Annotated in this window: 13 protein-coding genes; 7 read left to right on the plus strand and 6 right to left on the minus strand. The window is 61.6% G+C overall.

Annotated features, from left to right (window positions below):
* Positions 1-164 precede the first annotated feature (164 nt).
* Positions 165-647: a hypothetical protein gene (locus CAY82_RS05395; RefSeq protein ID WP_087500266.1), complete on the plus strand. Its 483-nt coding sequence runs from the start codon at positions 165-167 to the stop codon at positions 645-647.
* A 70-nt stretch (positions 648-717) separates the two neighbouring features.
* Here the strand turns inward: CAY82_RS05395 and CAY82_RS05400 are convergent, their stop codons facing one another.
* Entirely contained in the window at positions 718-1,935 is a 1,218-nt protein-coding gene (locus CAY82_RS05400) for an argininosuccinate synthase (protein ID WP_013973956.1), read from the minus strand.
* A gap of 515 nt (positions 1,936-2,450) precedes the next feature.
* Complete coding sequence (locus CAY82_RS05405) at positions 2,451-3,425, minus strand: OmpA family protein (protein ID WP_087500267.1); 975 nt, start codon at positions 3,423-3,425, stop codon at positions 2,451-2,453.
* Between the two features lie 130 nt (positions 3,426-3,555).
* Here CAY82_RS05405 and pyrC point away from each other — a divergent pair, with 130 nt between their 5' ends.
* Positions 3,556-4,602: a dihydroorotase gene (pyrC, locus tag CAY82_RS05410; protein ID WP_087500268.1), complete on the plus strand. Its 1,047-nt coding sequence runs from the start codon at positions 3,556-3,558 to the stop codon at positions 4,600-4,602.
* Positions 4,599-5,273 (plus strand): ribonuclease T, encoded by a 675-nt coding sequence (gene rnt / locus CAY82_RS05415; RefSeq protein WP_087500269.1) that lies wholly within the window; start codon positions 4,599-4,601, stop codon positions 5,271-5,273. Before pyrC ends, rnt begins: the two co-directional genes overlap by 4 nt.
* 161 nt (positions 5,274-5,434) lie before the next feature.
* Here rnt and CAY82_RS05420 read toward each other — a convergent pair whose 3' ends face one another.
* The gene (locus CAY82_RS05420; RefSeq protein ID WP_087500270.1) at positions 5,435-6,037 is read right to left on the minus strand and encodes a peroxiredoxin; all 603 of its coding nucleotides are present in this window, start codon (positions 6,035-6,037) and stop codon (positions 5,435-5,437) included.
* Between the two features lie 224 nt (positions 6,038-6,261).
* Between CAY82_RS05420 and CAY82_RS05430 the strand changes: the two genes are divergently transcribed.
* Both CAY82_RS05430 and bfr read left to right on the plus strand, forming a co-directional pair.
* Complete coding sequence (locus tag CAY82_RS05430) at positions 6,262-6,480, plus strand: bacterioferritin-associated ferredoxin (RefSeq protein ID WP_087500272.1); 219 nt, start codon at positions 6,262-6,264, stop codon at positions 6,478-6,480.
* Between the two features lie 200 nt (positions 6,481-6,680).
* Entirely contained in the window at positions 6,681-7,154 is a 474-nt protein-coding gene (gene bfr, locus CAY82_RS05435; RefSeq protein ID WP_003258014.1) for a bacterioferritin, read from the plus strand.
* A 56-nt stretch (positions 7,155-7,210) separates the two neighbouring features.
* Here the strand turns inward: bfr and grxD are convergent, their stop codons facing one another.
* Positions 7,211-7,546 carry a Grx4 family monothiol glutaredoxin gene (gene grxD, locus CAY82_RS05440; RefSeq protein WP_087500273.1) on the minus strand — a complete coding sequence of 112 codons (336 nt, stop codon included), beginning with the start codon at positions 7,544-7,546 and terminating at the stop codon, positions 7,211-7,213.
* A gap of 91 nt (positions 7,547-7,637) precedes the next feature.
* On the minus strand, positions 7,638-9,746 hold the full coding sequence (locus CAY82_RS05445; protein WP_087500274.1) for a molybdopterin-dependent oxidoreductase: 2,109 nt from the start codon (positions 9,744-9,746) through the stop codon (positions 7,638-7,640).
* A gap of 394 nt (positions 9,747-10,140) precedes the next feature.
* Here CAY82_RS05445 and argF point away from each other — a divergent pair, with 394 nt between their 5' ends.
* Positions 10,141-11,061 carry an ornithine carbamoyltransferase gene (gene argF, locus CAY82_RS05450; RefSeq protein WP_087500275.1) on the plus strand — a complete coding sequence of 307 codons (921 nt, stop codon included), beginning with the start codon at positions 10,141-10,143 and terminating at the stop codon, positions 11,059-11,061.
* Positions 11,058-12,167 (plus strand): ABC transporter ATP-binding protein, encoded by a 1,110-nt coding sequence (locus CAY82_RS05455; RefSeq protein ID WP_087500276.1) that lies wholly within the window; start codon positions 11,058-11,060, stop codon positions 12,165-12,167. Before argF ends, CAY82_RS05455 begins: the two co-directional genes overlap by 4 nt.
* Before the next feature lie 141 nt (positions 12,168-12,308).
* Here CAY82_RS05455 and ybaK read toward each other — a convergent pair whose 3' ends face one another.
* Entirely contained in the window at positions 12,309-12,779 is a 471-nt protein-coding gene (gene ybaK / locus CAY82_RS05460; RefSeq protein ID WP_016713736.1) for a Cys-tRNA(Pro) deacylase, read from the minus strand.
* Positions 12,780-12,837 lie beyond the last annotated feature (58 nt).

The raw sequence follows: 12,837 nt of genomic DNA on the forward strand, positions 1-12,837 counted from the left end.
AGTTGAAAACCGGCCATCATCTGAGGGAATAGGCAACTCAAATACGCTGAACAAACAAGGCTGTGAGGATTGCTGGCGATTATTCTTCACCCGGAAAACAATCCAGTCTTTAGTTGAGCATCGCTGTAGGTTAAAGATGGGCAAAATCGCTGGAGACGGCCCATATGCCCCAAGCACAACCTGTCGCCCCACTGACGATCATTGCCATCTTCGCGGGGATTATCGAAGCCTCCGCCCTTGCCACCCTGCCGTTTCTCAGCGAGTCCAGCCAAAATCTCTATACCTGGTTTCTGGTGGGCTTCCCGTTCTTCCTGACGGCACTGTTCTTCCTCACGCTCAACTTCAATAACAAGTCCTTCTATGGCCCCTCGCCAAACGAAACGGCAAACGAGAACACGCCGGCAGCAAACAGTCTGGCCAAACCTGGAATGCCCGGTAATGCCAGCGAAGCGCTACAGGGCGAGCCAGTCACGTTCATGTTTTCCGGCCCCGATGCCTATCGCATGATGGAGCAACAGCTGCTGCTAGCCCTTGCCCAACCGCGTCAGCCAGCGCGCACGTGGCGCTTTTGCAATCTGGATGAACGCCTTTGCGCACAACTGTCGATCAGCGCGCTCGATGGCCAGGTGGCGAACGACGGCCATTGAATACCCCAGGCATTTCACAGGCAAAAAAAACCCCGGCCTGGGCCGGGGCTTTTACTGCACATGCCAGCTATCAGAGCAACGAGCGGCCCTTGTTGGCAGCAATGCGCATACGCAGGGCGTTGAGCTTGATGAAGCCTGCAGCGTCCGCCTGGTTGTAAGCGCCGCCATCTTCCTCGAAGGTGGCGATGTTGGCGTCGAACAGCGAGTCGTCCGACTTGCGGCCGACCACGGTGACGTTGCCCTTGTACAGCTTCAGGCGTACCACACCGTTCACGTTGACCTGCGAAGCGTCGATCATCTGCTGCAGCATCAGTCGCTCCGGGCTCCACCAGTAGCCGGTGTAGATCAGGCTGGCGTACTTCGGCATCAGCTCATCCTTCAGGTGAGCGACTTCGCGGTCCAGGGTGATCGACTCGATGGCACGGTGGGCCTTGAGCATGATGGTGCCACCAGGGGTCTCGTAGCAGCCACGCGACTTCATGCCGACGTAACGGTTCTCGACGATGTCCAGACGGCCGATGCCGTTGGCACCACCGATACGGTTCAGGTCGGCCAGGACGGTGGCCGGGGTCTTCTCGACGCCGTCGATGGCAACGATGTCACCGTTGCGGTAGGTCAGCTCGATGTAGGTAGCCTGGTCCGGGGCGTTCTCGGGCGAGACGCTCCAGCGCCACATGTCTTCTTCGTGCTCGGTCCAGGTATCTTCCAGAACACCGCCTTCGTAGGAGATGTGCAGCAGGTTGGCGTCCATCGAGTACGGCGACTTCTTCTTGCCGTGGCGCTCGATCGGGATGCCGTGCTTCTCGGCGTAATCCATCAGCTTCTCGCGGGACAGCAGGTCCCACTCACGCCATGGGGCGATGACCTTGACGCCTGGCTTCAGGGCGTAGGCGCCCAGTTCGAAACGCACCTGGTCGTTGCCTTTGCCGGTGGCGCCATGGGAAATGGCGTCGGCGCCGGTTTCATTGGCGATTTCGATCAGGCGCTTGGCGATCAGCGGACGGGCGATGGAAGTACCCAGCAGGTACTCGCCCTCGTAGACGGTGTTGGCGCGGAACATCGGGAACACGAAATCACGCACGAATTCTTCGCGCAGGTCATCGATGTAGATCTCTTTAACGCCCATTGCCTGGGCCTTGGCACGGGCCGGCTCGACCTCCTCGCCCTGACCCAGGTCAGCGGTGAAGGTCACCACTTCGCAGTTGTAGGTATCCTGCAGCCACTTGAGAATCACCGAAGTATCAAGGCCGCCGGAATACGCCAGTACGACCTTTTTTACGTCCGCCATGCCATCACTCCACGGGGTTGTACGGAAAGGCATCGATTCTAACGACGTTACGGATAAATTTACAGTGGGGCGACAGCTTCTGACGACAAAGCGACAGGAAGTTTCGGAAGGGCGACGGGGGTGCGGAGGGGGATTTGGTCAGGGGTGCCAGATGCATGCCTCGCCATCTTCAGCGCCTGTGAGATCGAGCGCCGCCCGCGCGGCGCTTCGCGGGACAAGCCCGCTCCCACATCTGTTTCGGGCCAGTCACTCCTGCGAGGGCACCTCTGCCCGCCTTGTTTGTTCCCTTCGATATCGAAGGGGTCAAAGCTGCTCTTCATCCATTTCCAGCCATGCACCAAGACTGCAACCCGCCTGGCACAGGAATAATTGGCCCGAAACAAATGTGGGAGCGGGCTTGTCCCGCGAAGCGCCGCGCGGGCGGCGCTCGATCTCATAGGCGCTGAAAATGCTGTGGCGAACACCTGGTGGCCCCGATGCAATCCCCAGCCATGCCCCCGATGGCCAACCCGATTTCAGGGCACCTTCGCCCCCGGCGCGCCCGAGGCCGGAGCGGCAGCAGGCGGACTGGCTGGCGCTGGCGCCGGAGCAGCAGGCGCCGCTTGCTCAACCGGCTTTTCCACCGGCTTCTCGATCACAGCCACCCGATCCAGTTCAATATTCACCCGACGATTACGCGCCCGGTTGGCAGCACTGTTGTTCTTGGCCAACGGATAACGCTCACCATGAAAACGCACGGTAATCTGCTCTTCCGGCACACCATGGGCCTTGAGGTAGTCGGCCACGGCCAATGCGCGGCGGCGCGACGTGTCGCGATTGGTCAGGCGGTTGCCGCTATTGTCGGAGTGGCCGTTGAGCTCGACATGGTTCACCGTCGGGTCGGCCTTCATGTAATCGAGGATCACGTCCAGCCGCGCCTTGGCCGCGTCATCCAGCTCGATGCCCCCTCCGGGGAAGCGCACCTGGGTCTGGCGCACCTGGTCGTAGTTCATTGGCAGTAGCTTGCCGACACAAGTCTGGTAGTCGCTATAAGCCTTGGTGAAGCTGACCGGCAGCACACGCACTTCCATCGGCTTGCCTGCCTCGCCGGTGTAATTGCGCACCACCGTGCTGCGCCCGTCGAGCAGGCCGTTGATAAGGCGACTGGCTTGGCCCTGGGACGAACTGAACAGCACCCCGGTGCGAGCCATGCGCACGCTGCCCAGATTGATGTCGCTGCGCCCGGGTTGCCACGGCGCAGCGGCTGCCAGCAAGGTGGCCGTGCCCGCACCCAGTACATTGCTGTTCGAGCGCAGCTGGAACACCGGCTGCTCGCCCGCGCGGCGTACGAACTCACCACTGCCAAAACCGTCGATCGGCTGGATCAGCCGGCATTCGAACTGGTCACCCTCGACCTGCCAGGCAATGTTCTCCATGCGCGTCTGGAAGGTCAGCCCGCCGGCCGGCAGGCTGGCGAAAAGGGTCAACAGGGCTAGGTAACGCTGGCGCACAGGCGGCTCCACAAATTCTGACGGCTTACCTGCAGGCTATCGGGCGCCTGCCGGAAAACTTGATAGCCGTGCTCCACCCAGGGTTTTCCGGTAGCATTGGGGCTTGAGTTCGACCCGCCTGGAATCCCCAATGTCCGATCGCCTGACCCTCCTGCGTCCCGACGACTGGCACATCCATCTGCGCGATGGTGCCGTCCTGCCCCACACCGTTGGCGACGTGGCGCGTACTTTCGCCCGTGCCATCATCATGCCCAACCTGGTTCCGCCGGTGCGCAATGCCGCCGAGGCTGGCGCCTACCGTGAACGCATCCTGGCCGCCCGTCCGGCCGGCAGCCGCTTCGAGCCACTGATGGTGCTTTACCTCACCGACCGCACCAGCCCCGAGGACATCCGCGCGGCCAAGGCCAGCGGCTTCGTGTACGCCGCAAAGCTGTACCCGGCCGGTGCCACCACCAACTCCGACTCGGGCGTGACCAGCATCGACAACATCTTCCCGGCCATCGAGGCGCTGGCAGAAGCCGGCATGCCACTGCTGGTGCACGGCGAAGTGACCCGCAGCGAAATCGACGTGTTCGACCGCGAGAAACGCTTCATCGACGAACACATGCGTCGTGTGGTCGAACGTTTCCCGACACTGAAAGTGGTGTTCGAGCACATCACCACCAGCGATGCCGCGCAGTTCGTCACCGAGGCACCGGCCAACGTCGGCGCGACCATCACCGCTCAGCACCTGCTGTACAACCGCAACCACATGCTGGTTGGCGGCATTCGCCCGCACTTCTACTGCCTGCCGATCCTCAAGCGCAACACTCACCAGGTGGCACTGCTGGACGCGGCAACCAGCGGCAACCCGAAATTCTTCCTGGGCACCGACTCGGCCCCGCACGCCCGTCACGCCAAGGAAGCCGCCTGCGGTTGTGCCGGTTGTTACACCGCCTACGCAGCCATCGAGATGTACGCCGAAGCCTTCGAGCAGCGTAATGCGCTGGACAAGCTGGAAGGCTTCGCAAGCCTGCATGGCCCGGCCTTCTATGGCCTGCCGGCGAACACCGACACCATTACCCTGGTCCGCGAAGAATGGACCGCCCCGGACAGCTTGCCATTTGGCGAGCAGACCGTGGTCCCGCTGCGCGCCGGCGAAAAACTGCGCTGGCGCCTGCTGGAGGAAAACGCGTGAGCGAAGACCTGTACGAAGACGACCTCGACACCCAAGGCAGCAGCAGCTCGCGCCACCCTATGGCCGAGCGCTTCCGAGGCTACCTGCCTGTGGTAGTGGATGTGGAGACCGGTGGCTTCAACAGCGCCACCGATGCCCTGCTGGAAATTGCCGCCGTCACCATCGGCATGGACGAAAAGGGCTTCCTGTTCCCCGAGCACACCTACTTCCACCGGGTAGAGCCGTTCGAGGGTGCCAACATCGAGCCGGCGGCGCTGGAATTTACCGGGATCAAGCTGGACCACCCACTGCGCATGGCGGTCAGCGAGGAAAGCGCGCTGACCGACATCTTCCGTGGCGTGCGCAAGGCACTCAAGGCCAATGGCTGCAAGCGGGCGATCCTGGTCGGCCATAACAGCAGCTTCGACCTGGGCTTCCTCAACGCGGCGGTGGCGCGCAACGACCTGAAGCGCAACCCGTTCCACCCGTTCTCCAGCTTTGACACCGCTACCCTGGCGGGCCTGGCCTATGGCCAGACCGTGCTGGCACGGGCCTGCCAGAGTGCCGACATCGATTTCGACGGGCGTGAAGCGCACTCGGCGCGTTACGACACCGAGAAGACGGCCGAGCTGTTCTGCGGCATCGTCAACCGCTGGAAAGAGATGGGCGGCTGGCGCGACTTCAACGACTGAGTCGAAAAAGCATTCGCGGGCCATGCCCGCTCCCACAGGGATCGCACCATGGATGAGGCCTGTGGGGCACCTGTGGGAGCGGGTTTACCCGCGAAGAGGCCGGCACAGGACGGCACAAAAAAAACCGGCCACCAGGGCCGGTTTTTTCATGCAGGCGGCAATTACAGCTTGCCAGCGTTCTCGCTCAGGTAGGCAGCAACACCTTCTGGCGAAGCGTTCATGCCTTTGTCGCCTTTTTTCCAGTTGGCAGGGCAGACTTCGCCGTGCTCTTCGTGGAACTGCAGGGCGTCGACCAGGCGCAGCAGCTCGTCCATGTTGCGGCCCAGTGGCAGGTCGTTGACGATCTGCGAACGGACAACGCCGTTGGTGTCGATCAGGAAGGCGCCACGGAAGGCCACGCCACCTTCGGACTCGACGTCGTAGGCCTTGCAGATTTCGTGGGTCATGTCGGCAACCAAGGTGTACTTGACCTGGCCGATACCGCCGTTGTTGACCGGGGTGTTACGCCAGGCGTTGTGGGTGAAGTGCGAGTCGATCGACACGCCGATCACTTCCACGTTGCGCGCCTGGAAGTCAGGGATGCGGTTGTCCAGGGCGATCAGCTCGGACGGGCAAACGAAGGTGAAGTCCAGCGGGTAGAAGAACACCAGGCCGTACTTGCCCTTGATGGCCGAAGCCAGGTTGAAGCTGTCGACGATCTCGCCATTGCCCAGCACGGCCGGAACGGTGAAATCGGGGGCTTTCTTACCAACGAGTACGCTCATTGTAATCTCCTGATGAGGGTGAAAAACCGTTTGCCGGGCCAGACGGGCTTGCCCGACATCCAACAAAGGCCGACCATCATACACGGCTTCTGATGACAGGCCGACTCCAACGACGAAGCAACCGCCGGTCGCTCAAGCACGGCCCTTTCACAAACTCCTTTGACAAGCATTCTCATTAACATTAAGCTCCACCCCATCGAGCCCACCAACGATGGTCAGCCTTTATGTATGTGTGTCTTTGTGTCGGCGTTACCGACGGACAGATCCGCGATGCGATCTACGAAGGATGCTGCAGCTACAAGGAAGTGCGAGCCGCGACCAATGTCGCCAGCCAGTGTGGCAAATGTGCCTGCGTGGCCAAGCAGGTGGTCCGCGAGACCCTGACCGAGCTCCAGATCAGCCAGGCAGCCCTGCCCTACCCTGTGGAATTTACCGCAGCCTGAAAACCCGGAATTTGAAGAACCGGACCTTGCGTCCGGTTTTTTATGCCCGTAATTCAATAAGTTAGCGCTTCAACGCGGTTCACAAACATTCTTATTTCCATTAATTTTCACTTATTATTCAAGAACTTAGGTTTGACACACCTAAGTATCGGGCTCAAACTTCCCTGTATTGGCACACTTCTACAGGGCAGGAACCCGACATGAAAGGCGACGTAAGCGTCATCCAGCATCTCAACAAGATCCTCGGAAACGAGCTGGTCGCGATCAACCAATACTTCCTGCACGCACGCATGTACGAAGATTGGGGCCTGAACAAACTCGGCAAGCACGAGTACAAGGAATCTATCGACGAGATGAAACACGCTGACAAACTGATCAAGCGTATTCTCTTCCTCGAAGGCATCCCCAACGTCCAGGACCTGGGCAAGCTGCTGATTGGCGAGCACACCAAAGAGATGCTCGAATGTGACCTGAAGATCGAACAGAAAGGCCTGGTCGACCTGAAAGCAGCCATCGCTCATTGCGAAACCGCTGGCGACTTCGGCTCGCGTGACATGCTCGAAGATATCCTCGAGTCCGAGGAAGAACACATCGACTGGCTGGAAACCCAGCTGGGGCTGATCGACAAGATCGGTATCGAGAACTACCTGCAGTCGCAAATGGGCGAAGAATAAATATTCGCCCCATGAAAAAACCCGCGATCAGCGGGTTTTTTCATGCTTGCCGAAAATCAGGCCTCGGAAGCCTTGGCCTTGGCAACCGCTTCCTTGATCAGGGTTTGCAACTCACCCTTCTCGAACATTTCCAGCATGATGTCGCTGCCGCCGACCAGCTCACCGGCTACCCACAGTTGCGGGAAGGTCGGCCAGTTGGCGTATTTTGGCAGGTTCGCGCGGATTTCCGGGTTCTGCAGGATGTCGACGTAGGCGAACTTCTCGCCACAACCCATCACGGCCTGCGATGCACGCGCAGAGAAGCCACACTGCGGGGCATTCGGCGAGCCTTTCATGTAAAGCAGAATGGTGTTGTTGGCAATCTGCTCTTTGATCGTTTCGATGATATCCATGTAGCACCTCGGCTGAACTTTCCGACGCGGTCGTCGGCACGGTGACGCATTGTAACGGAAAGCCAAGCAGCATGCTCGGCCTTACCGTTCCTTACGCGGCCTCTACCTGCACCGGTACGCCATTGAGGGCGGCATTGCCGGAAACCTGGTCACGCAGGCGCTCATCGGTGAGGTCGTTGGCGCTCACGCCAGGTTGCGCCTGGGCGATCTGCATGTGCACGCCCTGACGAGAATGACCGAAGCCATGGGGCAGGCTGACCACCCCCGGCATCATGTCCTCGCAGGCCTGCACCTCGACTTCAACGTCCCCTGTACGCGAGCGGATACGCACCCGCTGGCCGTCCTGCAGTTGCCGCTGCTGCAGGTCTTGCGGGTGCATCAACAACTGATGTCGCGGCTTGCCCTTCACCAGACGATGGAAATTGTGCATCCACGAGTTGTTGCTGCGCACATGGCGACGGCCGATCAGCAGCAGTTCGCCCGGCGCCAGAGGGGCTTGTTGTGCCAGCCGGCGCAGGTCGTCCAGCAGCACCTGGGGCGCCGCGTCGACAGCCTTGCTGGCAGTCGTCAGGCGCGCAGCGAGGTTGGCGCGCAATGGTCCCAGGTCGAGACCATGCGGGTGCTTGTCCAGCGTTGCCAGCGACAACTGCCAGGGCGTCGCTTCGCCATAGCGCCCCTTGCGCAGGGCCAGGTCGATCATCTGCGCTGGCGCCGAGGTCGGTTTCAGTTCCAGCCCGGCGCGCTTGGCGAACGCTTGTGCCAGTCCAACGAAAATCTCCCAGTCATGCAGTGCCCCTTCGGGTTTGGCCAGGATCGCCCGGTTGAAGCGGGTCACGTTGCGCACGGCCAGCAAGTTGAACGTGCTGTCGTAATGGTCGTTTTCCAGCGCCGAGGTGGAGGGCAGGATCAGGTCGGCATGGCGGGTGGTTTCGTTGATGTACAGGTCGATGCTGAGCATGAATTCCAACCCCTCCAGCGCCACATCCAACTGGCGGCCGTTGGGTGTGGACAGCACGGGGTTGCCAGCCACCGTCACCAGGGCACGCACCTGCCCTTCGCCGGGTGTCAGCACTTCTTCGGCCAACGCCGCCACGGGTAGTTCGCCGCCGTACTCGGGCAAGCCCGACACCCGGCTCTGCCAGGCGTTGAAATGGCCGCCCGAGGTGGTCGCCACCAGGTCGACGGCAGGCTCGGTGCACAACGCGCCGCCTTCGCGGTCAAGGTTGCCGGTCACCAGGTTGATCAGTTGCACCAACCAATGGCAAAGGGTGCCGAAGGCCTGGGTCGAAACCCCCATGCGGCCATAGCACACCGCCTTGTCGGCTGCGGCGAAGTCCCGCGCCAGCTGGCGGATGTCTGCCGCGGCAATGCCACAGTGCGCGCTCATGGCCTCTGCGCTGAACGGCGCGATCGCTTCGCGCACCCGCTGCAGGCCGGAGACCGGCAAGTGCGAGCCACGCGCCAGACCTTCAGCGAACAGAGTGTTGAGCAAGCCACACAACAAGGCCGCATCCCCTCCAGGGCGGATGAACAGGTGATTGTCGGCCATGGCCGCCGTTTCGCTGCGACGCGGGTCCACCACCACCAGGCGCCCGCCCCTGGCCCGCAGGGCTTTCAGGCGCTTTTCCACATCCGGCACGGTCATGATGCTGCCATTGGAGGCCAGCGGGTTGCCACCGAGGATCAGCATGAAACAGGTCTGGTCGATGTCCGGGATCGGCAGCAGCAAGCCATGGCCATACATCAGGTGGCTGACCAGGTGCTGCGGCAACTGGTCCACCGAGGTGGCAGAGAAGCGGTTGCGGGTTTTCAGCAGACCCAGAAAGTAGTTGCTGTGAGTCATCAAGCCGTAGTTGTGCACGCTCGGGTTGCCTTGGTACACCGCAACGGCATTGCGCCCATGGGCCTGCTGGATCGCCCACAGCCTGTCGGCGGCCAGGGTAAAGGCCTCGTCCCAGCCGATGGCCTGCCAGTGCTCACCCACCCGCTTGTGCGGTTGGCGCAGGCGGTCGGGGTCGTTCTGGATGTCCTGCAGGGCCACGGCCTTTGGGCAGACATGGCCGCGACTGAACGGATCCTGGGGGTCGCCCTTGATCGAACTGATCAGTGCCCGACCGTCGTCGTCATGGCTGACTTCGATGTTCAGCCCACAGATCGCTTCGCACAGGTGACAGGCACGGTGATGCAGGGTCTTGGTCATGGCCGCCTCTGCCTTGTTGTAGAGGTTGTTGTGGAGAGTTGTCGAACATCGACTATGCGCCCAGTCTCTACCACCGGCCAGTGCGCTTCGCGGCGTGAATCCACCGACATCAGGCACACGATTTGCGACAGCCATTTGCCAAATTGCCAGCAAGCCGTGTACAACCCTCTGTAGCAAATAAAAAACAGCACTGCCCGTCGGGTAAAGACACCCTTTGCAACACCCTTTGGTACTGGGCAGCTGTTTCCCCTCTTGGCTTCAGGCGACATTTACTTATAGTATTGCGCCTTTCCCTATTTCGTCCGCCCCGTGCGGCTTACGCCGCGGGTCACTCCCGTTGTCAAAAAAAACCATACGGTCGACCTGCATACCGTTGCAGATAAGGTAGTCAATCATGAGCGCTAGGCACTTTCTCTCCCTGCTGGACTTCACCTCCGACGAATTGCTCGGTGTGATCCGCCGCGGCATCGAGCTGAAGGACCTGCGCAAGCGAGGCGTGCTGTTCGAGCCCCTGAAGAACCGCGTACTGGGCATGATCTTCGAGAAATCCTCGACCCGTACCCGCGTGTCGTTCGAGGCCGGCATGATCCAGCTCGGCGGCCAGGCCATTTTCCTGTCCCCGCGCGATACCCAGCTGGGCCGTGGCGAGCCGATCGGCGACAGCGCCATCGTGCTGTCGAGCATGCTCGACGTAGTGATGATCCGTACCCACGCCCACAGCACCCTGACCGAATTCGCCGCCAACTCGCGTGTGCCGGTGATCAACGCCCTGTCCGACGAGTCGCACCCGTGCCAGCTGCTGGCCGACATGCAGACCTTCCTCGAACACCGCGGCTCGATCCAGGGCAAGACCGTGGCGTGGATCGGCGACGGCTTCAACATGTGCAACTCCTACATCGAGGCGGCCAGGCAGTTCGACTTCCAGCTGCGCATCGCCTGCCCGGAAGGCTACGAGCCGGATGCACGCTTCATGGCCATTGGCGGTGACCACGTGCAAATTGTGCGCGACCCGAAGGAAGCCGTGCACGGCGCCCATCTGGTGACCACGGATGTCTGGACTTCCATGGGCCAGGAGGAGGAAACTGCACGGCGCCTGGCGCATTTCGCGCCTTACCAGGTCACCCGCGAACTGCTCGACCTGGCGGCACCCGATGCCCTGTTCATGCACTGCCTGCCAGCACACCGCGGTGAGGAAATCAGCCATGACCTGCTCGACGACCCACGCTCGGTCGCCTGGGACCAGGCTGAAAACCGCCTGCATGCACAGAAGGCCCTTCTCGAATTCCTTGTAGAACCGGCTTACCACCACGCATGAGTCAACCCCTACTGCTCAACCTGCGCAACCTCGCCTGCGGCTATGGCGACCAGCGCATCGTCCAGAACCTCAATCTGCACCTGAACGCAGGCGACATCGGTTGCCTGCTGGGTTCATCCGGTTGCGGCAAGACCACCACCTTACGCGCAATCGCCGGTTTCGAGCCGGTACATGACGGCGAGATCCAGCTGGCTGGCGAGGTCATTTCCCGGGCCGGCTTCACCCTGGCCCCAGAAAAACGCCGCATCGGCATGGTGTTCCAGGACTATGCACTGTTCCCGCACCTGACCGTGGCGCAGAACGTTGCCTTCGGCATCGCCAAGCACCCGCGCCAGGCCGAGGTCATCGAAGAGATGCTCGAACTGGTCAAACTGGGCGGCCTGGGCGGGCGCTACCCGCATGAACTGTCCGGCGGCCAACAGCAACGGGTCGCCCTGGCCCGTGCGCTGGCACCGGAGCCGCAACTGCTGCTGCTCGACGAGCCATTCTCCAACCTCGACGTAGAGCTGCGTCGGCGCCTGAGCCATGAGGTTCGCGACATTCTCAAGAGCCGCGGCACCAGCGCCATCCTGGTGACCCATGACCAGGAAGAAGCCTTCGCCGTAAGCGATCAGGTCGGCGTGTTCAAGGAAGGCCGCCTGGAGCAGTGGGACACGCCCTACAACCTTTACCACGAGCCGCAGACGCCGTTCGTGGCCAGCTTCATTGGCCAGGGGTATTTCATCCGCGGGCAGATGAGCAGCCACGAGGCGGTCAATACCGAGCTGGGTGAACTGCGCGGCAACCGCGCCTACATCATGGCGCCGGGCAGCTCGGTGGATGTGCTGCTGCGCCCTGACGATATCGTCCACGCACCGGGCAGTGCGCTGCGGGCGAACATCGTCGGCAAGAGCTTCCTGGGTGCATCGACCTTGTACCGCCTGCAGTTGCCGACCGGCAGCCAGTTGGAGGCGATTTTCCCTAGCCATGACGACCATCAGGTCGGTGAGGATGTGGGGATTGCGGTAAAGGCCGATCACCTGGTGCTGTTCCCGGTGCCGGGCAGCGTGGCAGCGCAGTTGCCTCGGCAGGAAAACGGCGTGCGTCGGTACAGTTCGGCGACCTGATTCGAAACCCTGGGGCCGCTTTGCGGCCCTTTCGCGACACAAGGCCGCTCCCACAGGTACAGCGCACCATTCACGGGCGGCGTTGTACCTGTGGGAGCGGCCTTGTGTCGCGAAAGGGCTGCAAAGCAGCCCCGAAAATTCTCAGCCCCGCCCGATCCCGGCAAACTTGCCCTGGGTATGCTCGGCCAATACCGCTGCCGCCAACTCTACTTCCAGCCCACGCCGCCCAGCGCTGACATGAATGGTTGCAAAGTTCTGCGCCGAGTCATCGATAAAGGTGCGCAGGCGCTTCTTCTGCCCCAGCGGGCTGATCCCACCCACCAGGTACCCCGTGGCGCGCTGTGCCACTGCCGGGTCGGCCATCTCGCACTTTTTCACCCCGGCGGCATGGGCCAGGGCCTTGAGGTCCAACGTGCCCACCACAGGCACCACCGCTACCAGCAACTCACCCTTCTCACTGCTCGCCAGCAAGGTCTTGAACACCTGCTGCGGGTCGAGGCCTAGCTTTTCCGCCGCCTCCAGGCCATATGACGCCGACTTGGGGTCATGTTCGTAACTGTGCACACGATGCTCGGCTCGGTGCTTCTTCAACAGGTCTAGGGCGGGGGTCATGCAGGGGCTCCGGTCGGGGACAGCTCGGCGGCTACTTTAGGACAATTCCCACATCGCA

Source organism: Pseudomonas sp. SID14000 (assembly GCF_002165135.1).
Taxonomy (GTDB): Bacteria; Pseudomonadota; Gammaproteobacteria; order Pseudomonadales; family Pseudomonadaceae; genus Aquipseudomonas.